Raw genomic sequence first — 24,993 nt, 5'->3', positions numbered from 1 at the left:
ATATCACTTAATTTTTCATAATAAAAAACGCCCTAGAAAGGACGTTATTTATTATTTCTTCTAATAAATTAATTTGGCGTATGATACATCAAGTATAATTCATTCAAATTATCTGGGATTTCTTCTGCCAGTTCATCCATTAACTGTCCATTACGACGGAAAGATTCCATCTGAGGATCTTCTTCATCAATTCCACTAAATACCATCATTGGTAAAGTTAAATCAATTAGTTGTTCTTCGTATTCAGGTGCAAACCATGCATCTTCATTTAAGAACATTGCATCAACAAATCCAACACTCCAGTCGCCTAAGCTAGACTCAACATCGGCTTCTTCAATTTCAAACGGAAATTCAATCCCATTTTCATTTGCTAAGTCTTGTCGAATTGACTCTAACCATGCTTTGATCTGCTGAATAATTTCGGCAGGAACCTTTTTATGGTTATTATCAAATAATTCATCCAACCAACGATCAAACTGAGGGCCTACTGCAATTGCACACAGAAAACCATGAGTTGCAGCGAAATCTAGACCATACTCATTGTGGTCTCCATCTAGATATTCACTTAATTGGTCTAAATCTAACGCACTCATTGTGTTACCTGACTATAAAAAAGAAATCTACGATAGCATAGCATCTAAGCTGACGATGCCCTATTCAGATTTGATTAGTCTTCATCATCAAGATCATCATCGTCTAAATCGTAATCAAAATCTTTTAACTCACGCTCTAAACGACGTTGAGCCAATAGATCATCAATTAATCTACGTTTTTCTAATGATTCTTTCGCAGTGATTTTGCCTGATGACTCATCAAAACCGACATCATCATCATCACCGTAGTTATCATCTAATTCAAAATCTGTAGAAGACACTAAAACTACCTCTAATGAAAAAATGTGAATGGGTCTAGCCGCTATTTATCTTGCTTATTTAACCGTGTCAAGTTTTATTTATATTTTTTTCATTAAACTGCATATTTGTACTTTTTTTCACCCAAAAAATTGTGTATTTATAAACCTGAACTATTTTTTTGAACAAAAAAAAATTCTATGATCTTTTCGATGATTTAAGCTTGAAAAAAATGATTTTAGCCCAATATTCAAAAAACAGACGTGAATTCAAAGATATTTTTTATTTAACGGTTACTGATCAAAGCCAAAACATTTCAAGCAAATTGTGCTATCATGCACGGTTTTTCACTGCCACAGATTCAACAAAGAGTAAGCAAAGATGAGCGATATGCATTCCCCTACTTCTCAAGTAGCGGCTCTGATTAGCCGAGGCAAAGAACAAGGTTACTTAACTTACGCTGAGGTTAACGATCATCTGCCGGACTCGATTACTGAAAGCGAACAGATTGAAGACATTATTCAAATGCTTCAAGACGTTGGTATTCCTGTACACGAGCGTGCACCTGAATCTGACGATACCATGTTCGGTGAGTCGGCTGAAGCAACTGATGAGGTTGCTGAAGAAGAAGCTGCTGCCGTACTTGCATCGGTTGAAAATGAGCCTGGACGTACGACAGACCCTGTACGTATGTACATGCGTGAAATGGGTACAGTTGAGCTGTTAACCCGTGAAGGTGAAATCAGCATTGCCAAACGTATTGAAGAAGGTATCCGTGATGTCCTTAATTCAATCGCTTACTGGCCAAATGCTGTTGAAGTTGTATTAAAAGAATATAATGATTTCCTAACTGGCGAACGTCGTCTTGCCGATATTTTATCTGGTTATCTCGATCCTGAAACTGATGAAGATATTCCAGAAGTTTTAGAAGAAGTTGAAGAGCTTGAAGAAGAAGACGAATCATCTTCAAAATCAACCAAAGAAGTTAAGCTTGATGATGACGATGAAGAAGAAGAGTCTGAAGGTGATGATGACTCTGAAGGTGATTCAGGTCCAGACCCTGAAGTAGCGAAAGTTCGTTTTACTGAACTAGAAGCTGCTTGGGCTAAAACAAAAGCTGCAGTTGAAAAACATGGTCGTAATAGCCCAGAGGCTGAAGAAGCTTTAGAAGCTTTAGCTACTGTATTCATGATGTTTAAATTTACACCTCGTTTATTCGATATCATTTCTGAAATGATTCGTGGTACACATGAGCAAATTCGTGCCAATGAACGTGAAATCATGCGTTATGCAGTCCGTCGTGGCCGTATGGACCGTACTCAATTCCGTACATCTTTCCCTAAACAAGAATCTAATCCAGCTTGGTTAGACGAACAAATTGCTAAAGCTCCTGCTGAAATCAAGGCACATTTAGAAAAAGTTCGTCCTGATGTTTTAGCATTCCAGCAAAAGATTGCAGATATTGAGAAAGAGCTTAGTTTAAGCGTTGCTGAAATTAAAGATATCTCTAAACGTATGGCAATTGGCGAAGCGAAAGCACGTCGTGCCAAGAAAGAAATGGTAGAAGCCAACCTTCGTTTGGTAATTTCGATTGCGAAGAAATATACCAACCGTGGTTTACAGTTCCTTGACTTGATTCAAGAAGGGAACATTGGTTTGATGAAAGCTGTAGACAAGTTTGAATACCGTCGTGGTTATAAATTCTCGACTTATGCAACTTGGTGGATTCGTCAGGCAATTACCCGTTCGATCGCCGATCAGGCTCGTACAATTCGTATTCCAGTACACATGATTGAAACGATTAATAAGATCAACCGCGTATCTCGTCAATTGTTACAAGAAATGGGCCGTGAACCAACACCTGAAGAATTAGGTGAACGTTTAGAAATGGATGAAGTTAAGGTTCGTAAAGTACTTAAAATTGCGAAAGAACCGATCTCGATGGAAACACCTATTGGTGATGATGAAGATTCGCATCTTGGCGATTTCATTGAAGATCAAAACATCACTTCTCCAATTGATGCTGCGACTTCAGAAGGCTTAAAAGAAGCAACTCGTGAAGTATTGGAAAACTTAACTGAACGTGAAGCGAAAGTATTGAAGATGCGTTTTGGTATTGATATGCCAACCGATCACACACTTGAAGAAGTAGGTAAACAATTTGACGTAACACGTGAACGTATTCGTCAGATTGAAGCGAAAGCATTGCGTAAATTACGCCACCCTTCTCGTTCTGAACACTTACGTTCTTTCTTGGAAAATGACTAATTTTTGAAAGCTTGAAATTTCAAAACCAAGCCCCATTTAATAGAAAGAGCTATAAACGCCTGCGATAATGCAGGCGTTTCAAATCATGAGGTAACTTATGTTAGACCGCACTCCATCTCGCGAACTACAAGAACATCTTTGGGTATTTCCGATGGATTATCCAATTAAACTTATTGGCGATGCGGGTGAAGAATTACGTGTTGCAGTAGTCGATATTTTGGTGAAACATTTCCCAGACTTTGATGACTCAACATTAAAAGTTCAAGAATCTCGCACCGGCAAGTATCATTCTTTAACAGCACAATTGCGCTTTGAAGAATTAGAACAAGTTCATGCACTTTATGCCGACTTGGCTGCTTGCCCGCAGATTAGAACTGCGCTTTAATTTTAAGTTCTTCAATGAATACCACAGTTAGATATTCTTACTGTGGTATTTTTTTGGAAATTTTAAAGTTAACAAGCCACGAAAAGCCCTACAAATATTTAGAATTCCTTTTACAAAATCCTTTAAAATTACAAAGTTTTCGGCTTTTATCTAGTAGATGTTAACTGGATGCCGCATAAACTAACTTATAGGAAGATATTGTGATGAGCCTTGATAAACCCAACTTGATCATTCGGCAATGGAACGATTTACAAGATTATCAAAGCAAGTTTGAAACCATGAAACTCTTAACAAACGAGCGTGATCAAGATACGCCTGATGAGTTATGGTTACTTCAACATCATAATGTCTTAACCCAAGGTCAAGCTGGTAAACCTGAACATATCCTAATTTCATCAAATATCCCCGTAGTACAAACTGACCGTGGTGGGCAAGTAACTTGGCATGGACCAGGTCAACTCGTTGCCTACTTCATGTTTGATCTTAATCGTCTAAAATGGAACGTACGTACATTGGTCAGTTTTGCTGAACAATTCATGATAGATATTTTGAAAAAATACGGAATTGAAGCATATGCCAAGCCCGATGCTCCTGGAGTATATGTGGATGGTCGTAAAATTGGTTCTTTAGGTTTTAAAATTCGTCGTGGCCGTAGCTATCATGGATTAGCATTAAACTTGGACTGTGCGTTAGATGGGTTCCAAACTATCAATCCTTGCGGTTATGCAGGTTTAGAAATGGTCCGCATACAAGATTTAGTGACTCCCTATCCATCATTCACTCAACTTTGCCAAGACTTTATTGAGTATATTAAGAATACTGGGTACTTTAATGACCCAGAAGTCAAATCTGAATAAATCGCTTTGCGATGAAATAAAAATGGATTAGAGTAATTACTCTAAATTTGCTTTTGCATAATTTTAACAAGGGATACGCGAGTGATTTCGACAAAAGCTGTAAAGCCTACTCTGCAACTTGCCTATGTTAAGCTCATGATGGATGTTATTGGTCGTGGCTTAGTCATGGCGAGTCAAGTGGACACTGAAATACAAGAGGAAGTATCTAAATTTCCTGTTCACTTTGTACTTTCAATGAATGTTTTCCCAAATGGACCAGCATTTTTTGCTCGGGTCACAGAAGACAAACAGTTAGAGCTACTCAAAAGAGCTGAAAGAAAGCCGGACTTAACCATCACATTCAAACATGTAACTCATGCATTTATAGTATTTTCTTTTCAAGAAAGTACTGCTCAGGCATTTGCTAATGATCGTATGATCGCCGATGGTGATGTGTCTGCTGGAATCCGCTTTGTTCGTTGTTTAAATAGAATGGAATCTCTTATTTTACCTAAATTGGTTGCGTCACTTGCAGTCAAAGAATACCCAACAGAACTTACCCTAAAAGAAAAATTCAACGAGGCTGCAAATATTTACTTAAAAGTAGCCAAATCCTATTTCAAGCGGAGCGCATAACATGGCTAAACCATATTACGAATTCTTTTGTCCTGTAAAAGTCATTGCTGGTAACGCTGCGTTAGAACATATTCCATTTGAACTTGCAACTTTAGGTGCAAAACGTCCTCTTATCATTACAGATAAAGGTGTACGTGCGAATGGTTTGTTGTCCCCGATTGAAGCTGCATTTAGTACCACAGATACTGTTATTGCTCATGTCTTTGATGATGTACCACCTGATTCAAGTTTAGAAGTGGTTCGTTTGGCAGCAGAAGCTTATCGCACCAATAAATGTGATGCGATTATTGCAGTAGGTGGTGGTTCAGTTATTGACACCTCTAAAGCCACTAACATTTTAGTATCTGAAGGTGGAGATGACCTTCTGCAATATGTTGGCGCACATAACTTACCAAAACCATTAAAACCATTTTTTGTAATTCCCACAACTTCAGGTACTGGATCTGAAGTGACTATGGTTGCTGTGGTTTCAGATACACAAAAGAATGTTAAATTAGCATTCACATCTGCCTACCTCATGCCACATGCAGCGATTTTAGATCCACGCATGACCCTTACACTACCACCTCATTTAACCGCAATGACAGGTATGGATGCTTTAACGCATTGTGTTGAAGCCTATACATGTTTGGCTGCTAATCCATTAAGTGATGCATATGCAAGTGCGGGGATTAAGAAAATTAGTGAAAACTTATTTAATGTCTTAGAAAATCCAAATGACCAGCAAGGTCGTTTAGAACTAGCACAAGCCTCAACAATGGCGGGAATTGCATTTTCTAATTCAATGGTAGGACTTGTACACTCTTTAGGACATGCTTTAGGTGCTGTTGCTCACCTGCCCCATGGGTTATGCATGAATTTATTCTTACCTTATGTGCTTGAATATAATAAGCAGGTAAATGGGCAGAAAGTTGGTGAGTTACTATTACCGTTAGCTGGTGCTGATATCTATGCACAAACTCCAGCAACTCAACGTGCAGATAGAGCAATTGCTACGATTTTGGCAATGCGTGACCGTCTATTTACTTTAACCAAGTTACCACGCACTTTACGCGAAACAGGTAAAGTAAATGAAGCTCAGCTCGATGAAATTGCAGAAAAAGCACTAAATGATGGCTCAATTATTTACAATCCTAAAGAAGCTAGCTTAAAAGATATTCGAGATATCTTACAAAAAGCATGGTAATTCGATAAGTTAAATTTGAACCTCAATTCTAAAGGTCTGATTTTTAAACAAAATCAGACCTTTTTTATAGTCATGAATTTTTGCTCATCATTTTATTTGGAAATATGGCAAAAAATTTGCTAAAAAATCGATGAAAGTACTGACAATTTGCATCAATTTAGGATAGATTGGCGCACTTTATCTTTTTCTGTAGGGGGGATCGTTCGTCTCAAACGATCCTTAACACCAAGCTGATCCTTGATCAACGATTATGAGGATAACGCCGTTGACAAATTTATCTGGGACTAAACCAACAGCTAAACTTCAAAAGAATCTTGTGCTTTGGCACATTATTATTATTGGTTTAGCTTACATTCAGCCATTAACGTTATTCGATACTTTTGGTTTAGTATCAGAGCGAAGTGGCGGTCATGTACCAACTTCCTACATCTTTGCATTAGTCGCAATTTTATTAACATCGATCAGTTATGGACATATGATTAAGCGCTACCCTTCTTCTGGGTCAGCCTATACTTATGCCCAAAAATCAATTCATCCTAATGTTGGTTTTATGGTGGGTTGGTCTTCTTGGTTAGACTATTTACTGTCACCGCTTGTTAATATTATTTTGGCAGATATTTATCTAAGAGCTCTTTTTCCAGAGGTAAATAACTGGCTATGGGTGATTGGTTTAACCACCCTAATGACCGTTATTAACTTATTTGGTGCACGATTCGTCGCGCGTTTTAACAGTACGATCGTTGTTATTCAGCTTGGCGTAATTTTTTATTTCGTTTATCAGGTATATATTTTACTTACTCAAGGTGTATATGCAGACGGAACTTTAAATCCGGATAAAGCTGCGTTGTGGTCATTGACTCCTTTTTGGAACGACATGACATCTGTAAGTGCCTTAATTGCTGGTGCTACTGTACTCTGCTTCTCTTTCACTGGGTTTGATGCTTTATCTTCTCTCGCCGAAGAAACAAAAGACGCCGAGAAAACACTTCCGAAAGCTATTTTCACTACGGCATTACTTGCAGGTATTATTTTTATTGTAAGTACTTACTTCATCCAATTATATTTCCCAAGTAACCCAAATGCTTACTTTAATCCCCTCGATGAGTCACAGCCAGTGATGGTCGCTGCGATTGGTAGTATTGCATTTAAAACTTTGGTTTTATATTTTGCTGTAGTCGCTGTTATGGCATCGGGTATTTCTGCACATGCAGGCGTATCTCGTTTAATGTATGTGATGGGACGCGACGGCGTAATCAACAAGAAATTATTTGGTCATATTAGTCCAAGACTACACACCCCAACTTACAACATTCTTATTGTAGGTGTAGTTGCTTTATCCGCTGGTTTCTTAGATCTTGAGCATATTGTCAACTTGATTAGTTTTGGTGCTTTAACCGCTTTTAGTTTTGTTAACTTCTCTGTTATTTCTCGCTATGCATTAAGAGATGGCAAGAATAAAACGTTTAAAGACATCGTCAATTATATTGTTATACCAACACTTGGTTTTGCCAGTGTGTTTATGATGTGGCTTGAGATTGATAAGCTTGCCTTACAAATTGGCTTAGCTTGGGCGGTTATTGGTGTAGGTTATTTGGCCTACAAAACCAAAGGCTTCAAATATAATGCTCCGCAGCATAATGAACATGAATAATAAAAAAGGCGCTTAAAGCGCCTTTTTTATGGTCAAATTAACCAAAAATTTTGTTCACAATCTTTTGTACACGTTGAGCATAAAGCTTCGCTGTTTCAAGATCTCCAGTAGGAACTTCCTCTACACTTGCATCTGAAGGTGATTGAACCAAAAGCCCAACTGAACCGCCTAAGTTATTTACATCCTCACGTGTTGCATCTTTTGTATTCGCCGGTAATAAACCAAGGCTCACCCAGATTCCGCCATGCTGCGAAGCTAAAGTTTGTAATTGAATAAGAGTAACCTGCTTATCCCCATTTAAGCTCGCGCTGTTTGTAAAACCTGCAAAGACTTTATCTTGCCAACCACGTGTAAACCACACTTTCGAAGTTGCATCAGCAAACTTTTTAAACTGCCATGGCGCTGTGCCCATATAAGTCGGAGCACCAAAAACAATCCCCTCTGCATCATTTAATGTCTGCCAATCTTGATCAGTAATATTACCTTCCTGATCAATTTGAATGAGCTGAGCATTAATTTCATTTGCAAACGTTTCAGCCACTACTTTGGTATGGCCATAACCAGAGAAATATACAACCGCGATATTAGAATTAGACATGGGAGCAAACCTTTGTTTTATTAAATTCCACTTTATGATATATTTTAGAAACTAGGTGTCAATTAGTTACTAACTGGTAACTATGGTAATTTTTTAAGAAATTAGTAGGTAAATAGTATGAATGAATGTCTAAAATATAATATTTTTCAACAACATTGCCCTGCTCGTTTATTTTTTGAAAAAATTGCAGATAAGTGGGTTTTATTGATTTTAAATGTGCTTGAAGAGGAAACTCAGCACTTCAATTTGCTCAAAAAGAATATACAAGGCATTTCTCCTAAAGTCTTATCACAAAAACTAAAAATGCTAGAAAGAGATGGTTTTATCGAACGTAAAATCCAGAATACCTCTCCTATTCGTGTTGATTACTCACTAACGTCGCTGGGGCAAAATGTAGCTGCAATGGCCTTCCAATTAAAGGAATGGGCTGAAACCAATATTGAACAGGTTTTAGCAGCCCAAAATACATATGACGAAAAAGCATTAGAACAGGCTTAAATAATTTAGAAAAAAATAAGGCCACAACTGTGACCTTATTTTTATTTAAAAACTATTAACTTATCCTAAGTTTTTAAAACCCTGCTGACGCCATGCTTCATAAACAATCACGGCCGTTGCATTAGATAAATTTAAACTTCTTGAGTTTTCAGCCATCGGCAAACGAATCCACTGTTCTTGTGGAAACATTAAGCGAACATGCTCAGGCAAACCACGTGTTTCTGGCCCCATCAGTAAAGCCACAGGCCGATTCAAATCAACCGTATGTGGAGTTGCGGAACCTTTAGTGGTGAGGGGAAAAACATGCTCGACACCTTTAGCTTTTAAATCTGCAAGGCAAAGCTCTATGTTGTCCCAAATCTGCATACGTGCCCATTCATGATAATCAAGGCCTGCTCGTTTGAGTTTTTTATCATCTAATTCAAAACCTAGAGGTTTGACTAAATGCAACTGTGCGCCCGTATTAGCACATAAACGAATGATATTGCCTGTATTGGCAGGAATTTCAGGCTCGTATAGGACAACATGAATCACAAATTTTCTCGACTTAAATAATCAGCAAGAAACTCAAATGAGCTTATTGCCATTTTAACTGTTCACGTAAACTTACCACTTCACCAATAATAGTTAAAGTTGGCGCCACGATATGATGTTCAGATACTTTAGTTGCGATATCAGCTAATGTTCCAACAACAACTTTCTGTTCTGGTGTGGTTCCTTTAGAGATTAAAGCCACCGGCATATTGGCACGCTGACCATGAGCAATAAGTTGCTCACAAATACGCTCCAAGCCAACCAGCCCCATATATAAAACCAAAGTTTGATTTTCATAAACCAGCTCATTCCAAGGAAGTTCAGGTGAACCTTCCTTTAAATGCCCAGTCAAGAAACGAACACTTTGCGCATAATCACGATGTGTTAAGGGAATACCTGCATAAGCTGAACAGCCTGATGCTGCAGTTATACCCGGTACAACTTGGAAAGTGACATTCGCTTCAACCAGCTCTTGAATTTCTTCACCACCACGCCCAAAGATAAACGGATCACCACCTTTTAGACGACAAACACGCTTTCCTTTTTGAGCATACTCAACCAGTAAAGCATTGATGCCATCTTGGGGAACAGAGTGATTCGAACGAGCTTTACCCACATAAATTTTAGTCGCATCACGGCGGCAAAGTTCTAAGATGGGTGCAGAAACAAGACGATCATAAATCACGACATCTGCTTGTTGCATAAGACGTAATGCTTTTAGTGTCAGCAACTCTGGATCACCGGGTCCAGCCCCTACCAAATAAACTTCACCTTTAGGTGCTGTCCATTCTGTTAAGGCTTGCTGAATCAAATCATTTGCAACGTCTAAATTGTCATTAAAAACTTGTTCTTTTAATGGGCTAGCATAGAGGTTTTCCCAAAAGATTCGACGCTCATCGGGGTTAATAATCTTTTCTTTTACTTGCTTACGCCATTGACCAGAAAACTCAGCCAACTTACCCATGCCATGCGGAACAATTGTCTCTATTTGAGTACGAAGTTGTCTCGATAAAACTGGTGACGCCCCATTTGAAGCAACAGAGATAATTAATGGAGAACGGTCAATAATGGCTGGAACCATAAATCGGCAATGCGGAATATCATCGACACTATTTACCAGTAAATTACGCGCTTCACATTGCTCAAAAACAGCTTTGTTCACCTGCGCATCATTAGTTGCCGCAATGACTAATCGATAAGACGTATTTAATACTTTTTCAGCAAAAGACTCGGCAAAATACTCTCCACCGGCCGTTTTGACCAACTGTAAAAGCTGCTCTTCAATTGCAGGAGCAATAATATCAATTACCGCTCCTGCTTTGGCTAGAAGGTTTGCTTTACGTAGCGCAATATGCCCACCACCCACAATCAGACAACGTTGCTTTTGCAACTTTAAAGAGATTGGAAAAATATCCACCTTAAACCTCTACATGAATCATCTGATTTAGGTTAAGCAAAAACCGTGCACAATTTAGATGCAAAGCTTAGTCAATAAACGTTACACCACCCATATATGGGCGTAATACTTCTGGAATCTCGATAGAACCGTCTTCACGTTGGTAATTTTCCATCACAGCAAGCAAAGTACGTCCAACTGCAAGACCTGAACCATTTAAAGTGTGCACCAATTCGGTCTTCTTTTGATCCATTCTGTAGCGTGCTTTCATGCGGCGTGCCTGAAAATCCCCCATATTAGAGCAGCTTGAGATTTCACGATAAGTATTTTGGCTTGGAACCCAGACTTCTAAGTCGTAAGTTTTAGTCGCACCAAAGCCCATATCCCCACCACAGAGCAAAATTTTGCGATATGGCAAGCCAAGTGCCTGCAAAATGCCCTCAGCATGAGCAGTAAGTTCTTCAAGTGCCTGCATAGAAGTTTCAGGTTTAACGATTTGCACCATCTCAACTTTATCAAACTGATGCTGACGAATTAAACCACGTGTATCGCGCCCATAAGAGCCTGCTTCACTACGGAAACATGGTGTGTGAGCTGCATATTTTAAAGGTAAACGTTCGGCATCAATAATCTCATCACGAACGAAGTTAGTAACAGGAACTTCTGCTGTAGGGATGAGGTAATATTCTTTTTCGCCTTGAAGTTTGAATAAATCTTCTTCAAATTTTGGTAACTGACCAGTACCGCGCAGTGAATCAGCATTTACCAAATAAGGCACATAAGCTTCTGTATAGCCATTTTTTAAAGTATGGGTATCGAGCATGAATTGCGTTAATGCACGTTGTAAGCGTGCTAAAGGACCTTTCAATACGCTAAAACGTGAGCCAGTCAATTTAGTCGCAGTTTCAAACTCTAAACCGCCCATCCACTCACCTAAATCAGTATGATCTTTGATTTCAAAATCAAACTGACGAGGCGTGCCCCATGTTGAGATTTCAACGTTATCATCTTCATCCTTACCAGCAGGAACAGATTCATCTGGTAAGTTAGGAATACTCAGCGCTTTTTGTTCAATCTCGTTTTGTAGCTCTGATAAAGCAACTTCAGCAGCTTTGATTTCATCACCAATGGCTTGCATACGCGCCATGATTTCAGAAGCGTCGCCACCGGATTTTTTAATCTGACCCACTTGTTTTGCACCGGCATTACGTTCTGCCTGCAATTTTTCAGTTTTCGATTGCAAGTCTTTACGGCGAGTTTCTAAAGAAGCCCATTCTTGAACATCTAATTGAACACCACGTTTTGCCAAAGCCGCATTAACGGCTTCAATATTATTTCTGAGTAACTTAGGGTCGATCATAATCAATCATAATATGGGTAAAAAACTGGCTATAGTGTAAGGCCTTAACACTAAAAAATATAGTGATCATCTTCATAACGAATAGCTTTCACACAATTCTTAGAATAGATCACCTATTTTAGAACTTATAGTTTGGCACACTCGGCAAATACTCAGGTTTAATGAATTTACTCGCTTCAAAATACGGCAGTGTTAATTCAGACATTCCCTCTGCATAAGACGCCAACTCATAGATTGGATAGACAAATACAATGCCATTCGCTCCATAGTAAAAATTATCGCTTAGCTGAAGTTTTTCACGATTGATATTGTGCTCTTGAAGCCAATTTGTATTTGCATCATAGAGGGCATCAACCAACTGTTTTTCAACATCTGGTTGAATAAGCTCAGCAACAGTAATGTGCTTTTTATTTAATAAATCAAAATTTACAAACTCTTGATGAGACATACCATGAGCCGCACCAGCTGAGTACGAATAAGTCTGTAATGCAAAAGTCGCAAGATTATAATTTTGTCCTAAATAACGAACATAAATTGCACTTTGGCTCGAACGCGGTTCACCTTCAGGTACTTCGACAGGTTGATCGGCTAAATTTGCAAAAGCATTCGGATCTGCTTTCTTTATACGATTGGTGAAGTAATCATTAATCCATTTTTGATTAGTCTGTACGGTTTGAAAATCATACTCCGTACATCCGTCTTCTAAACAAACTTTTGATTTTGGCAATTTTACTGGGATTACTTTTGCTTGAATCACAGGAACATCAGCCTCTTTAGTCTCTTTAACTTTTGCAGTTGAAGCAGCCTGCTCTTCTTTAGCTGCTGACTTTGGTTGGCAACCGCTTACAATTACCATTGCAGCCATTAATGGAAGAATACAAATAATTTTTTTATCGTAAAGTCGCATAATAATCCCCATGAATTTAACCCTATCACTATACAAAGCGTAAGAATAAGACGGGGTTAAAAAATGTATCTATCTCTCTTGTATAAAAAAAGCTACCGTGAAGGTAGCTTTTTTGAGAGGTATTCATTATTGGTCAATAACATCTGTACCTTTTGGCGGCGTAAAGTTAAAGACAGATGCAGGAATTGAGGCATTTACCTTAACATTCTTAAAGCGCACATAGGTGGTTTGACCTAATGAGTCTTGCAACACCATAAGTGTAGGGGCTTTATTTGCTCCAAAACTAATGGTTAAGCTTTGGAATGCACCATCTTCTTTTTTAGGAAATAATGTGAAATAGAGTTTAGATTTATCGGGTTGCGTTACACGATAAGACTTCATGATTTGGTTGGTATTACCAGAGAGTAATAACGCTGGCGTATCTGCAACCTGCTCATCTAAGCTTTGACGGACTGCTTGCTGTAAATCTGGGTCATAGATCCAAACTGTTTTCCCGCTCGTTACAATTGTTTGTTTAGCCGGACTTACTGTTTCCCAATAAAATTTCCCCGGACGTTCAACTTTCATTGAGCCTTTAAATGTCTGATTCATATGCTGTGCACTTAAACTCTTTTTCTGTGCCACAGTTTTTGTATTGGCTTTTGTTGTTTGTTCAAAGTCGGCAGTCAAACGCTGTAAACCTGATAACTGATTAACCAGGTTCCCAATTGCCTGTTGCTCCGGTGCTGCTACAGGCGCAGCAAACACTGTAGTACTCATTACAGGAGCAAGCACTGACGCGCTAAGTGTAATAGCACACATAGTTTTACGAAGCATATTCATGTCATCACCTTTTTAGTTGCTGTAAGACAACTTGCCTTCTTTCAAAGTTATGAAACTTGGCAAGCTCTTAATTCAAGACTCATATTAACCGACAAACTCTGTGCTAATCATTGAGAAAATAAGATATTTTGTTATGTTATTCATGTTGTTTGTAGAATTTCATTCATCATGATGAAGATAAATAAAAATTAAAACCATAAAAAAAGCCCACAAAATGTGGGCTTTTTTGAAGCTAAAACTTATACAGTTTCAACTTTTACGTAGCGACGGCCAAATTGACCTTTCACTTCGAATTTTACTACGCCGTCAGCAGTAGCAAATAAAGTATGGTCACGGCCCATACCAACATTTGCACCAGCGTGGAACTCTGTACCACGTTGACGAACGATGATGTTACCAGCAGTTACAGCTTGACCGCCGTAAACTTTAACACCTAACATTTTTGGGTTTGAATCACGACCGTTCTTCGTCGATCCACCGGCTTTTTTAGTTGCCATGTCTCTTACTCCTCGTGATTAGCCTGAAATACCAGTAATTTTCAACTCAGTGAACCATTGACGGTGACCTTGTTGTTTACGGTAGTGTTTACGACGACGCATTTTGATGATGCGGATTTTGTCGTGACGACCATGACCAATCACTTCTGCAGTTACTTTAGCGCCAGCTACAACTGGAGCACCGATTTGAATGTTGTCACCGTTTACAACCATTAATACATCATCAAATGTAATAGTCGCACCAGATTCAGCTTTCAATAATTCAACTTTAAGGGTTTCACCCTCAACTACACGGTGCTGTTTACCACCGCTTTGGATTACTGCGTACATAATGTACTCCAATCAGCCCGTGTCGTCGTGTCGATAAAGGGATATATCGATCTTAAAACGATCGCCACTGGGGTTATACAAGGCGACAGATTTTAAGTGAAATTTGATCAAACGACAAGTATTTTCTATCTATCAGTAAAGCATGATCCTCTATTCTTACAAAATCGAACAGCTTGGATTGGAATTTAGCAGTTTTCATTGATTCTGAATGAAAATTAAAATACAGTTCCAGACACAAATTGCGTCAAGAACAAGTTGTATTAATGCTGATGTCATTAAATTTATTGTTTTGCCGGAAACATCATGTTTTGCTTAAATAAAGAACAAAGAACGCTTAAAGACAATAGAAATGATTAATATCAGCCACTTGTTAACCTGTGCAACTCATCTTTAATTGATACACTAACGCCACTTATCTACCAATACGGGGTTTTTCTTCATATGGTCATCGATTTCAAGCAAGACATTCTTGCGCCTGTTGCCTCAGACTTTGCTGCGATGGATCACTTGATTAATGAAGGAATTAGCTCAAAAGTCGGTTTAGTCATGTCTGTCAGCAAGCATGTCGTTGAAGCTGGCGGAAAGCGTATGCGCCCAATCATGTGTTTACTTGCAGCCCGTGCTTGTGGTTTAGATAACATGGTAAACGCACAGCGTTTAGCTGCAATCATTGAAATGTTGCATACTGCGACATTAGTCCATGATGATGTAGTAGATGAATCTGGGCTTCGTCGTGGTCGTCCTACAGCAAATGCGACATGGAACAATCAAACAGCCGTATTAGTCGGTGACTTCCTTATTGCCCGTGCTTTCGATTTATTGGTTGATTTAAATAACATGACTTTATTGAAAGACTTTTCAACGGGTACATGTGAAATTGCTGAAGGTGAAGTATTACAACTGCAATCCCAGCATCAACCAGATACAACCGAAGAAACTTATTTAAAAATTATTCATGGTAAAACGTCTCGCCTGTTTGAGTTGGCTACAGAAGGTGCTGCTATTTTGGCAGGGCAAGAAGCTTACCGTGAACCATTAAGATTGTTTGCTGGTCATTTTGGTAATGCGTTCCAAATCATTGATGATATTTTAGACTACACATCAGATGCTGAAACATTAGGTAAAAATATTGGTGATGATTTAATGGAAGGTAAGCCAACTTTACCGTTAATTTCTGCATTAGCACACTCAACAGGTGAAGAGCATGCGATTATTCGTCGCAGTATCGCCACTGGTGGAGTAGACCAATTACCTCAGGTCATCGAAATTGTACAGAAGTCTGGTGCTTTAGATTATTGCAACCAACGTGCCCAAGAAGAAACAGAAGCAGCACTGCAAGCTTTATCAAACCTACCCGATACACCGTATCGTCAGGCATTGATTAACTTAACTCAGCTTGCGTTACATCGAATACAATAGATATTATTTTGCCTATGCATGTAAATTTTTCAGAACATTTTTTAAAAATAGAGAAGCAGCTTGAGGATCCTCAAGCTGTCATTGATGAAAATCTACTGATTGAACTCGTCAATGTCGTCCGCCCATCCGACCCAGAGGATACGGATGAAATTAAAAACAAAATACAGGCTTTAATTGAAAGTCTTTTACGCACACCTACAGCACCCTTTTTATTACAAACTTTCTTATTACGTTTGATTAATCGCTATAAGCAAGTCAGCTTATATGCGGACAGCGGAATTTTGTCTTTAGATGGTTTCTGGAACCAGCTTGGACAAAGACTCGGAGCACATTTTTTACCGCTAATCGAAGACTCAAGCCAACTCAAAATTTTAATTGGAAAAATTTTCTATTTAGAAAGTGACAAAATCTGGCTCAATAATATTGCTGATGAAGATTGGTCAAATTTATTTAGTCTTATTGGGCAAAGCCAAAGTAATGTCGATGAAAAGCTTGTCATTCAAAGTGAAATGATTAAAGCCATCACTGTCTTATCTTATCGAATTAGTGGAATTGGACTTTATCCTGAATTTATTAATGCTCAACCAGAATTAACGGAATATGAATCTCCATTTTTAGTTCAAAATCGTGAAATTATTGAGTTTATAGAAAAATATAAGAAACAAGAACTTTCTGATCATGAAATTGCAGTTATTGCTCCTCCCGATGCATCACAAGCATTCGTTATGTTGGAACAATGTCGGGATGTGGTGTTAAAGATTCGCCGTGCTACGAAAAGAATTGGTGTCAGTTTAAGTTTGACTTATTTACTGTCATTACTTGAACAATGTCTTGATCGTATTGAATTATTACTTTATCTGGTCGTAGACAACACTCATGGAAAATATGTTTCCTTAGGACATCTTATTTCCGATTTAACCAAGGCGCACTACAGCGAAAAAAGTGTGCGCTCTTTACTCAGCACAACCAGTGAGCTCATTGCCTTTCAAGTTACAGAAAATGCCAGCCGTACAGGTGAGCATTATGTAAGTACAGATACCAAAGGCTTTTGGGGAATGTATAAAGCGGCCGCTGGTGCAGGTGTCATTATTGCTTTCATGGCATCTTTAAAAATTCTTGCATCAAGAATGACCATGGCTCCGCTTATGCAAGCCTTTACGTTCAGTATGAATTATTCTCTGGGTTTCATTCTGATTCATGTTCTGCACTTTACTGTTGCAACCAAACAACCCGCTATGACTGCTGCGGCCCTCGCTGCAACGGTACAACAGCGTAAAGGTTCTAAAACAGCTCAGATTGCAGAGTTAGCGGCCCTCATTATTAATATTATCCGAACGCAGTTCATTGCTATTTTGGGTAACATTTCAATTGCAATCCCTACTGCAGCACTGATTACTTTTGCTTGGCAGTTTTACCTCGATGAACCGTTATTAACCCATACCAAGGCGACTTATCTACTACACAGCTTAAACCCCTTTACGTCATTAGCAGTGCCTCATGCCGCAATTGCTGGAGTATGTCTATTTTTGTCCGGTCTGATTGCTGGATATTTTGACAACATGGCTGTTTATCGAAAAGTTGGTCCACGCTTAAGAGCGCATCGTCGTTTAGCTAACTGGTTTGGGCAAGATCGACTTAATCGTTTTGCTGAATATATTGAACGTAATTTAGGTGCTTTAGCCGGTAACTTCTTATTCGGGATCATGTTAGGAAGTATGGGGACCATAGGCTTTATTTTAGGCTTACCCTTAGATATTCGTCATATTGCCTTTGCATCTGCTAACTTTATTCAAGGTTTAATGACCATTAATGGCAGCCCGGATATTGGCTTGATTATAGTCTCCTTTCTCGGTGTGCTATGTATTGGTCTGACTAACTTATTCGTGAGTTTCACCCTTACTATTATTGTGGCATTAAGAGCGCGTCGAGTCCGCTTTGAACAATGGAAACCTTTAGCCAAGTTAGTCATGACCCATTTCCTGACTCGCCCGAGCGATTTTTTCTGGCCACCAAAACAACCATTAGAACTTGAAGAAAATACCTCAACAAATAGCGGAAAAAAAACAGAACACTAAAAGTTTTGCTTTGTACACAGAATGTGACTTTCGTCAATTTTGTTGTGATTGTTTTTCCAAATGTTAAAAAAATTTCAAAATGAATTTACGATGATCTATCAGGCTTGAAAAAAAGTGTACTGGCAAGTACACTTTTAACGGCTTTCAGTAGTGGACACTGCTTGAATAAGCAAAGGTATATACATGCCCTATATATTGCTTTTTATTGGTTGTATTTTTTTAGGATTAGGTGTTCTTGGTCTTTTTGTGCCGAGACTTCAATCTTTGGATCTTCTCACCGTTCAAATATTGAGTGAAAATCGTTCAGATTATCTTAACTCTATTACGATCTTTTTAGCACGTATAGGCGGTATGCCTTTTGTATGTTTTTTATCCTTTCTGGTATGTGTATATCAAGCATGGTATAAAAAATATATTACTGTTATTTTCATTAGCGTGGGGGTTCTTGGCAGTATCACCATGGGTTGGCTGCTCAAGTGGTGTGTTGACCGTCCTAGACCTTCACAGGCATATCATATTGTCGAAAGTTATGGTGCATCGTTCCCAAGTGCACATAGTGTTTATGCATCAACACTAGCTTGTCTGGCAATGTTAATGTTATGCCATAGGCCCAACATTAACTCTCCTTATATCATTTTGATCTCCTGTTTTTGGTTTATCTGCATGGGGCTTTCAAGAATATATGCTGGAGTTCATTTTCCAACAGATGTACTCGCCGGTTGGGGCATAGGTTTTATTTGGATTGCACTGCTTTGGCTCTGGTTATTACAAACACAAAGTAGGTTAAGTAGAAAACAAATATATTTTTAGATTTTATCTAAACGAGGTGGAACAATGATGTCGGCTAAGCTTTGGGCTCCTGCCCTTACTGCTTGCGCATTAGCAACAAGTATCGCACTTGTTGGTTGTAGCAAAGGCTCCGATGAGAAACAGCAAGCTGCTGCTGCTCAGAAAATGCCGCCTGCAGAAGTAGGTGTTATTGTTGCTCAACCACAAAGTGTTGAACAAAGCGTTGAGCTTTCCGGCCGTACTTCAGCATATCAAATTTCTGAAGTTCGCCCTCAAACAAGCGGTGTGATTTTAAAACGCTTGTTTGCTGAAGGAAGCTATGTTCGTGAAGGTCAGGCGCTTTATGAGCTCGACTCTAGAACGAACCGTGCAACGCTTGAGAATGCAAAAGCTGCTCTTTTACAACAACAGGCAAATCTAGCTTCACTACGTACCAAGCTAAACCGTTATAAGCAACTTGTTTCAAGTAATGCTGTATCTAGACAGGAATATGACGACTTACTTGGTCAGGTTAATGTTGCCGAAGCACAAGTTTCTGCAGCTAAAGCTCAAGTAACGAATGCAAATGTTGATCTTGGCTACTCTACAATTCGTTCACCAATTTCTGGTCAGTCTGGACGTTCTTCTGTAACAGCAGGTGCTTTAGTTACTGCAAACCAAACTGATCCTTTAGTGACGATTCAGCAGTTAGACCCGATCTACGTTGATATTAACCAGTCTAGTGCCGAGTTATTGCGTTTACGTCAACAACTCAGCAAAGGCAGTTTAAACAATAGTAACAACACGAAAGTGAAATTGAAGCTCGAAGATGGTTCAACCTACCCAATCGAAGGACAACTTGCTTTCTCTGATGCTTCGGTTAATCAGGATACAGGAACGATTACTTTACGTGCCGTATTCTCAAACCCGAATCACCTGTTACTTCCAGGCATGTATACCACTGCACAGATTGTTCAAGGTGTAGTGCCTAATGCTTACCTGATTCCTCAAGCTGCAATTACGCGTTTACCTACAGGTCAAGCTGTAGCAATGCTTGTTAATGCCAAAGGTACTGTTGAGAGTCGTCCTGTTGAAACCTCTGGTGTTCAAGGACAAAACTGGATTGTGACTAACGGTCTTAAAGTTGGTGATAAAGTGATTGTTGATGGTGTTGCCAAGGTTAAAGAAGGGCAAGAAGTTTCAGCAAAACCTTACCAAGCTCAACCAGCAAATCCACAAGGCGCAGCTCCAAATGCGACAAAACCGGCTCAATCAGGTAAACCTCAAGCAGAACAGAAAGCATCTTCAAATGCATAAGGGGTAGATTGAATGGCACAATTTTTTATTCATCGCCCCATTTTTGCGTGGGTGATTGCATTAGTCATTATGTTGGCGGGTATTCTCACGCTAACAAAAATGCCTATTGCACAGTATCCGACGATTGCACCGCCGACAGTTACGATTGCTGCAACTTATCCTGGTGCATCGGCTGAGACTGTTGAAAACACCGTAACCCAGATCATTGAACAACAAATGAATGGTCTAGATGGTTTACGTTATATTTCATCTAACAGTGCTGGTAACGGTCAAGCCTCTATTCAATTAAACTTTGAACAAGGTATTGATCCAGATATTGCACAGGTTCAGGTTCAAAACAAGCTGCAATCTGCAACTGCACTTTTACCTGAAGATGTACAACGTCAAGGTGTAACTGTTACTAAATCTGGTGCAAGCTTCTTGCAAGTTATTGCATTTTATTCACCAGATAACAACTTGTCTGACTCTGACATTAAAGACTATGTAAACTCGTCTATTAAAGAACCGCTTAGCCGTGTGGCTGGTGTTGGTGAGGTAACGGTCTTTGGTGGTTCATACGCAATGCGTATCTGGCTTGATCCAGCTAAGTTAACCAGTTATCAGCTTACACCTAGTGATATTGCGACAGCTTTACAAGCGCAAAACTCACAAGTAGCTGTAGGTCAATTAGGTGGTGCACCGGCTGTTCAAGGTCAAGTGCTTAACGCAACAGTAAATGCACAAAGTTTGCTGCAAACTCCTGAACAGTTTAAAAATATCTTCTTAAAGAACACAGCATCTGGTGCTGAGGTTCGATTAAAAGATGTTGCTCGCGTAGAATTAGGTTCTGATAACTATCAATTCGACTCGAAGTTTAACGGTAAACCAGCAGCTGGTCTTGCAATTAAGATTGCAACTGGTGCCAACGCACTTGATACGGCAGAAGCAGTTGAACATCGTTTATCTGAACTACGTAAGAACTATCCAGCGGGTCTTGAAGACAAACTGGCTTATGACACAACTCCATTTATTCGTCTTTCAATTGAAAGTGTTGTACACACATTAATTGAAGCGGTAATTTTGGTATTCATTGTCATGTTCTTGTTCTTACAGAACTGGCGTGCAACGATTATTCCAACACTTGCTGTACCAGTTGTTGTATTAGGTACATTCGCAGTTATTAATATCTTTGGCTTCTCAATTAACACCTTAACCATGTTCGCCATGGTATTGGCAATTGGTCTTCTGGTCGATGATGCCATCGTCGTCGTCGAGAACGTCGAACGTGTTATGAGTGAAGAGCATACCGATCCGGTGACGGCGACTTCACGCTCAATGCAGCAGATTTCTGGCGCGTTAGTAGGTATTACGAGTGTACTAACGGCTGTATTCGTACCAATGGCATTCTTTGGTGGTACAACTGGTGTAATTTACCGTCAATTCTCGATTACCCTTGTAACAGCAATGGTTTTATCGTTAATTGTGGCGTTAACATTCACACCGGCACTTTGTGCAACCATTTTAAAACAGCATGATCCTAACAAAGAACCAAGTAATAATATTTTTGCTCGTTTCTTTAGAGGCTTTAACAATGGTTTTGACCGCATGTCGCATAGCTACCAAAATGGTGTTAATCGCATGCTTAAAGGCAAAATCTTCTCTGGCGTACTTTACGCTGTGGTTATTGCTTTATTAGTGTTCTTGTTCCAAAAACTCCCGTCTTCATTCTTACCAGAAGAAGATCAGGGTGTGGTAATGACACTTGTTCAATTACCACCAAATGCAACACTTGACCGTACAGGTAAAGTGATTGACACCATGACAAACTTCTTCATGAATGAAAAAGACACTGTGGAATCTATTTTCACCGTTTCGGGCTTCTCATTCACAGGTGTTGGTCAAAATGCTGGTATTGGCTTCGTTAAATTGAAAGACTGGAGTGAACGTACTTCACCAGAGTCTCAAATTGGCGCATTGATTCAGCGTGGTATGGCATTGAACATGATCGTTAAAGACGCATCTTACGTTATGCCATTACAGCTTCCAGCAATGCCTGAACTTGGTGTAACAGCCGGATTCAACTTGCAACTTAAAGATTCAAGTGGTCAAGGCCATGAGAAACTTATTGCTGCACGTAATACGATCTTAGGTTTGGCTGCACAAGATAAACGTCTTGTGGGTGTTCGCCCTAATGGTCAAGAAGATACACCTCAGTATCAAATTAATGTAGATCAGGCTCAAGCTGGTGCCATGGGCGTGAGTATTGCCGATATTAACAATACGATGCGTATTGCATGGGGTGGCTCATACATTAACGATTTCGTTGACCGTGGACGTGTGAAAAAAGTTTATGTTCAAGGTGATGCGGGTAGCCGTATGATGCCTGAAGACTTAAACAAGTGGTATGTACGTAATAACAAAGGCGAGATGGTTCCGTTCTCTGCATTTGCTACTGGCGAATGGACATACGGTTCTCCACGTCTTGAACGTTATAACGGCGTGTCATCTGTTAACATTCAAGGTACACCTGCACCTGGCGTAAGCTCTGGTGACTCAATGAAAGCGATGGAAGAAATTATTGCTAAGTTACCATCTATGGGCTTACAAGGTTTCGACTATGAATGGACAGGTTTATCACTTGAAGAACGTGAGTCTGGTGCTCAAGCTCCATTCTTATATGCACTTTCATTGTTAATCGTTTTCCTTTGCTTGGCTGCATTGTATGAAAGCTGGTCTATTCCGTTCTCGGTTTTACTTGTAGTACCACTCGGTATTATTGGTGCAATCGTATTAACTTACTTGGGCATGATTATTAAAGGAGATCCAAATCTCTCAAATAACATTTACTTCCAGGTAGCAATGATTGCGGTAATCGGTCTTTCTGCAAAAAATGCGATCTTGATTGTTGAGTTCGCAAAAGAGCTGCAGGAAAAAGGTGAAGACCTGATTGAGGCAACTTTACATGCCGCAAAAATGCGTTTACGTCCAATTATCATGACTACCCTTGCCTTCGGTTTTGGTGTACTTCCGCTTGCCCTTTCAACAGGTGCTGGTGCAGGAAGTCAGCACTCTGTCGGTTACGGTGTACTCGGTGGCGTACTCAGTGCAACATTCTTAGGTATCTTCTTTATCCCTGTATTCTATGTGTGGATTCGTAGTATCTTTAAGTACAAACCAAAAACCATAAACACTCAGGAGCATAAATCGTGATGCAAAACGTATGGTCTATTTCAGGTCGTAGCATTGCGGTATCTGCACTTGCGCTTGCTTTGTCAGCTTGTCAAAGCATGCGCGGCCCAGAACCAGTCGTGAAAACCGATATTCCACAAAGCTATGCATATAGCGCTTCTGGTACGTCTATTGCTGAACAGGGTTACAAACAGTTCTTTGCTGACCCTCGTTTGCTCGGAGTGATTGATTTGGCACTTGCCAACAACCGCGACTTACGTACAGCAACGCTCAATATCGAACGTGCTCAACAGCAATATCGAATTACGCAGAACAACCAGCTTCCAACAATCGGGGCAAGTGGTAGTGCAATTCGTCAGGTTTCTCAAAGCCGTGATCCGAATAACCCCTACTCTACTTATCAAGTAGGTTTGGGGGTAACTGCCTATGAGCTTGATTTTTGGGGCCGTGTACGTAGCTTAAAAGATGCTGCGTTAGATAGTTACCTTTCAACCCAAAGTGCACGTGATTCGACTCAAATCAGTCTAATCAGTCAAGTTGCTCAAGCGTGGTTAAACTATTCTTTCGCAACAGCGAATTTAAGACTTGCAGAGCAAACACTTAAAGCACAGCAAGACTCTTACAATCTCAACAAAAAACGTTTTGATGTGGGTATCGACAGTGAAGTTCCACTACGTCAGGCACAGATTTCTGTAGAAACTGCGCGTAATGATGTAGCAAACTACAAAACACAAATTGCTCAAGCACAAAACTTGTTGAACTTGTTAGTAGGCCAATCAGTTCCACAAAACTTGTTGCCAACCCAACCTGTAAAACGCATTACTCAACAAAATGTGTTTACAGCTGGTTTACCAAGTGACTTGCTTAACAACCGTCCAGATGTAAAAGCTGCCGAATATAACTTAAGCGCTGCTGGTGCGAATATCGGTGCTGCAAAAGCACGTTTATTCCCAACGATTAGCTTAACGGGTTCTGCAGGTTACGCATCAACTGACTTAAGTGATCTATTTAAGTCTGGTGGTTTTGTATGGTCAATTGGTCCAAGCTTAGATTTACCAATCTTTGACTGGGGCACTCGTCGTGCCAATGTAAAAATTTCTGAAACTGATCAGAAAATTGCATTGTCTGATTATGAAAAATCAGTTCAGTCTGCGTTCCGTGAAGTGAATGACGCACTTGCAACTCGTGCCAACATTGGTGAGCGTTTAACAGCTCAACAACGTTTAGTAGAAGCAACTAACCGCAACTACACACTTTCAAATGCCCGCTTCCGTGCTGGTATTGATAGTTACTTAACGGTTCTTGATGCACAGCGTTCATCTTATTCAGCAGAACAAGGTTTGTTATTGCTTCAACAAGCAAACTTAAACAACCAAATCGAGTTATACAAAACTCTAGGTGGTGGTTTAAAAGCAAATACTTCAGATACAGTGGTTAATCAACCATCTAGTGCTGAACTTAAAAAGCAGTAAGTTTTAAATAACTTATTCA

General features: G+C 39.5%; 23 protein-coding genes. 13 read left to right on the top strand and 10 right to left on the bottom strand.

Annotation, left to right across the window (positions count from 1 at the left end; translation table 11 throughout):
* Nucleotides 1–68: 68 nt before the first annotated feature.
* Nucleotides 69–593 (bottom strand): YecA family protein, encoded by a 525-nt coding sequence (locus SOI81_RS03645; RefSeq protein ID WP_002116105.1) that lies wholly within the window; start codon nt 591–593, stop codon nt 69–71.
* A gap of 74 nt (nt 594–667) precedes the next feature.
* Complete coding sequence (locus tag SOI81_RS03640) at nt 668–874, bottom strand: PA3496 family putative envelope integrity protein (protein ID WP_002116495.1); 207 nt, start codon at nt 872–874, stop codon at nt 668–670.
* 358 nt (nt 875–1,232) lie between these two features.
* Here SOI81_RS03640 and rpoD point away from each other — a divergent pair, with 358 nt between their 5' ends.
* The 6 genes from rpoD (at nt 1,233) to yeeF (ending at nt 7,813) form a co-directional block, all read left to right on the top strand.
* Nucleotides 1,233–3,119: an RNA polymerase sigma factor RpoD gene (rpoD, locus tag SOI81_RS03635; RefSeq protein WP_016143211.1), complete on the top strand. Its 1,887-nt coding sequence runs from the start codon at nt 1,233–1,235 to the stop codon at nt 3,117–3,119.
* A gap of 97 nt (nt 3,120–3,216) precedes the next feature.
* Nucleotides 3,217–3,504 (top strand): YbeD family protein, encoded by a 288-nt coding sequence (locus SOI81_RS03630; RefSeq protein ID WP_016143210.1) that lies wholly within the window; start codon nt 3,217–3,219, stop codon nt 3,502–3,504.
* A gap of 203 nt (nt 3,505–3,707) precedes the next feature.
* Entirely contained in the window at nt 3,708–4,361 is a 654-nt protein-coding gene (gene lipB, locus SOI81_RS03625; protein WP_224992943.1) for a lipoyl(octanoyl) transferase LipB, read from the top strand.
* A gap of 81 nt (nt 4,362–4,442) precedes the next feature.
* Nucleotides 4,443–4,976 carry a hypothetical protein gene (locus SOI81_RS03620; protein WP_224992941.1) on the top strand — a complete coding sequence of 178 codons (534 nt, stop codon included), beginning with the start codon at nt 4,443–4,445 and terminating at the stop codon, nt 4,974–4,976.
* Between the two features lies 1 nt (nt 4,977).
* Nucleotides 4,978–6,162, top strand: coding sequence for an iron-containing alcohol dehydrogenase (gene dhaT / locus SOI81_RS03615; RefSeq protein WP_239976016.1), 1,185 nt, complete (start codon nt 4,978–4,980; stop codon nt 6,160–6,162).
* A 265-nt stretch (nt 6,163–6,427) separates the two neighbouring features.
* Nucleotides 6,428–7,813, top strand: coding sequence for an APC family permease (gene yeeF, locus SOI81_RS03610; RefSeq protein WP_224992937.1), 1,386 nt, complete (start codon nt 6,428–6,430; stop codon nt 7,811–7,813).
* A 37-nt stretch (nt 7,814–7,850) separates the two neighbouring features.
* On the opposite strand, the gene SOI81_RS03605 is transcribed toward yeeF, so the two are convergent.
* Complete coding sequence (locus SOI81_RS03605; protein ID WP_239976015.1) at nt 7,851–8,411, bottom strand: flavodoxin family protein; 561 nt, start codon at nt 8,409–8,411, stop codon at nt 7,851–7,853.
* Between the two features lie 117 nt (nt 8,412–8,528).
* Between SOI81_RS03605 and SOI81_RS03600 the strand changes: the two genes are divergently transcribed.
* Nucleotides 8,529–8,909 carry a helix-turn-helix domain-containing protein gene (locus SOI81_RS03600; protein WP_320541246.1) on the top strand — a complete coding sequence of 127 codons (381 nt, stop codon included), beginning with the start codon at nt 8,529–8,531 and terminating at the stop codon, nt 8,907–8,909.
* Nucleotides 8,910–8,969: 60 nt separating this feature from the next.
* Here SOI81_RS03600 and SOI81_RS03595 read toward each other — a convergent pair whose 3' ends face one another.
* From SOI81_RS03595 to rplU, 7 genes are all read right to left on the bottom strand, one after another.
* Nucleotides 8,970–9,443, bottom strand: coding sequence for a tRNA (cytidine(34)-2'-O)-methyltransferase (locus SOI81_RS03595; RefSeq protein ID WP_002116042.1), 474 nt, complete (start codon nt 9,441–9,443; stop codon nt 8,970–8,972).
* A gap of 43 nt (nt 9,444–9,486) precedes the next feature.
* Nucleotides 9,487–10,860: a siroheme synthase CysG gene (gene cysG, locus SOI81_RS03590; protein WP_262446492.1), complete on the bottom strand. Its 1,374-nt coding sequence runs from the start codon at nt 10,858–10,860 to the stop codon at nt 9,487–9,489.
* A gap of 67 nt (nt 10,861–10,927) precedes the next feature.
* Nucleotides 10,928–12,199, bottom strand: a complete 1,272-nt coding sequence (gene serS, locus SOI81_RS03585; protein WP_262446493.1) for a serine--tRNA ligase — start codon at nt 12,197–12,199, stop codon at nt 10,928–10,930.
* A gap of 118 nt (nt 12,200–12,317) precedes the next feature.
* Complete coding sequence (locus SOI81_RS03580) at nt 12,318–13,118, bottom strand: RsiV family protein (protein ID WP_320541245.1); 801 nt, start codon at nt 13,116–13,118, stop codon at nt 12,318–12,320.
* A gap of 114 nt (nt 13,119–13,232) precedes the next feature.
* A complete protein-coding gene (gene lolA, locus SOI81_RS03575; protein ID WP_016143199.1) occupies nt 13,233–13,928 on the bottom strand; it encodes an outer membrane lipoprotein chaperone LolA in 696 nt (231 codons plus the stop codon).
* Nucleotides 13,929–14,167: 239 nt separating this feature from the next.
* On the bottom strand, nt 14,168–14,425 hold the full coding sequence (gene rpmA / locus SOI81_RS03570) for a 50S ribosomal protein L27 (protein ID WP_002116037.1): 258 nt from the start codon (nt 14,423–14,425) through the stop codon (nt 14,168–14,170).
* Between the two features lie 18 nt (nt 14,426–14,443).
* Nucleotides 14,444–14,755 (bottom strand): 50S ribosomal protein L21, encoded by a 312-nt coding sequence (gene rplU, locus SOI81_RS03565; RefSeq protein ID WP_000271409.1) that lies wholly within the window; start codon nt 14,753–14,755, stop codon nt 14,444–14,446.
* A gap of 441 nt (nt 14,756–15,196) precedes the next feature.
* On the opposite strand from rplU, the gene sdsA reads away from it, so the two are divergent.
* From sdsA to adeK, 6 genes are all read left to right on the top strand, one after another.
* Nucleotides 15,197–16,174, top strand: a complete 978-nt coding sequence (gene sdsA, locus SOI81_RS03560; RefSeq protein WP_016143198.1) for an All-trans-nonaprenyl-diphosphate synthase — start codon at nt 15,197–15,199, stop codon at nt 16,172–16,174.
* A gap of 14 nt (nt 16,175–16,188) precedes the next feature.
* On the top strand, nt 16,189–18,249 hold the full coding sequence (locus tag SOI81_RS03555; protein WP_224992963.1) for a site-specific recombinase: 2,061 nt from the start codon (nt 16,189–16,191) through the stop codon (nt 18,247–18,249).
* A 183-nt stretch (nt 18,250–18,432) separates the two neighbouring features.
* Entirely contained in the window at nt 18,433–19,059 is a 627-nt protein-coding gene (locus SOI81_RS03550; protein WP_016143196.1) for a phosphatase PAP2 family protein, read from the top strand.
* Between the two features lie 24 nt (nt 19,060–19,083).
* The gene (adeI, locus tag SOI81_RS03545) at nt 19,084–20,334 is read left to right on the top strand and encodes a multidrug efflux RND transporter periplasmic adaptor subunit AdeI (RefSeq protein ID WP_016143195.1); all 1,251 of its coding nucleotides are present in this window, start codon (nt 19,084–19,086) and stop codon (nt 20,332–20,334) included.
* A gap of 12 nt (nt 20,335–20,346) precedes the next feature.
* Nucleotides 20,347–23,523 (top strand): multidrug efflux RND transporter permease subunit AdeJ, encoded by a 3,177-nt coding sequence (adeJ, locus tag SOI81_RS03540; RefSeq protein ID WP_016143194.1) that lies wholly within the window; start codon nt 20,347–20,349, stop codon nt 23,521–23,523.
* Nucleotides 23,523–24,974: a multidrug efflux RND transporter outer membrane channel subunit AdeK gene (adeK, locus tag SOI81_RS03535; RefSeq protein WP_016143193.1), complete on the top strand. Its 1,452-nt coding sequence runs from the start codon at nt 23,523–23,525 to the stop codon at nt 24,972–24,974. Before adeJ ends, adeK begins: the two co-directional genes overlap by 1 nt.
* The last annotated feature ends 19 nt before the right edge of the window (nt 24,975–24,993 follow it).

The organism is Acinetobacter pittii (genome assembly GCF_034067285.1).
GTDB classification, from domain to species: domain Bacteria; phylum Pseudomonadota; class Gammaproteobacteria; order Pseudomonadales; family Moraxellaceae; genus Acinetobacter; species Acinetobacter pittii_E.
The sequence above is the reverse complement of the archived record's forward strand: the minus strand, read 5'-3'. Positions and strand labels throughout refer to the sequence as shown.

Bases quoted from the DNA above. Each gene is read 5' to 3' on its own strand.
- SOI81_RS03645 (WP_002116105.1), bottom strand. From the start codon at position 593: ATGAGTGCGTTAGATTTAGACCAATTAAGTGAATATCTAGATGGAGAC.
- rpoD (WP_016143211.1), top strand. From the start codon at position 1,233: ATGAGCGATATGCATTCCCCTACTTCTCAAGTAGCGGCTCTGATTAGC.
- SOI81_RS03630 (WP_016143210.1), top strand. From the start codon at position 3,217: ATGTTAGACCGCACTCCATCTCGCGAACTACAAGAACATCTTTGGGTA.
- lipB (WP_224992943.1), top strand. From the start codon at position 3,708: ATGAGCCTTGATAAACCCAACTTGATCATTCGGCAATGGAACGATTTA.
- dhaT (WP_239976016.1), top strand. From the start codon at position 4,978: ATGGCTAAACCATATTACGAATTCTTTTGTCCTGTAAAAGTCATTGCT.
- SOI81_RS03605 (WP_239976015.1), bottom strand. From the start codon at position 8,411: ATGTCTAATTCTAATATCGCGGTTGTATATTTCTCTGGTTATGGCCAT.
- SOI81_RS03600 (WP_320541246.1), top strand. From the start codon at position 8,529: ATGAATGAATGTCTAAAATATAATATTTTTCAACAACATTGCCCTGCT.
- serS (WP_262446493.1), bottom strand. From the start codon at position 12,199: ATGATCGACCCTAAGTTACTCAGAAATAATATTGAAGCCGTTAATGCG.
- SOI81_RS03580 (WP_320541245.1), bottom strand. From the start codon at position 13,118: ATGGGGATTATTATGCGACTTTACGATAAAAAAATTATTTGTATTCTT.
- lolA (WP_016143199.1), bottom strand. From the start codon at position 13,928: ATGAATATGCTTCGTAAAACTATGTGTGCTATTACACTTAGCGCGTCA.
- rpmA (WP_002116037.1), bottom strand. From the start codon at position 14,425: ATGGCAACTAAAAAAGCCGGTGGATCGACGAAGAACGGTCGTGATTCA.
- rplU (WP_000271409.1), bottom strand. From the start codon at position 14,755: ATGTACGCAGTAATCCAAAGCGGTGGTAAACAGCACCGTGTAGTTGAG.
- sdsA (WP_016143198.1), top strand. From the start codon at position 15,197: ATGGTCATCGATTTCAAGCAAGACATTCTTGCGCCTGTTGCCTCAGAC.
- SOI81_RS03555 (WP_224992963.1), top strand. From the start codon at position 16,189: ATGCATGTAAATTTTTCAGAACATTTTTTAAAAATAGAGAAGCAGCTT.
- SOI81_RS03550 (WP_016143196.1), top strand. From the start codon at position 18,433: ATGCCCTATATATTGCTTTTTATTGGTTGTATTTTTTTAGGATTAGGT.
- adeI (WP_016143195.1), top strand. From the start codon at position 19,084: ATGATGTCGGCTAAGCTTTGGGCTCCTGCCCTTACTGCTTGCGCATTA.
- adeJ (WP_016143194.1), top strand. From the start codon at position 20,347: ATGGCACAATTTTTTATTCATCGCCCCATTTTTGCGTGGGTGATTGCA.
- adeK (WP_016143193.1), top strand. From the start codon at position 23,523: ATGCAAAACGTATGGTCTATTTCAGGTCGTAGCATTGCGGTATCTGCA.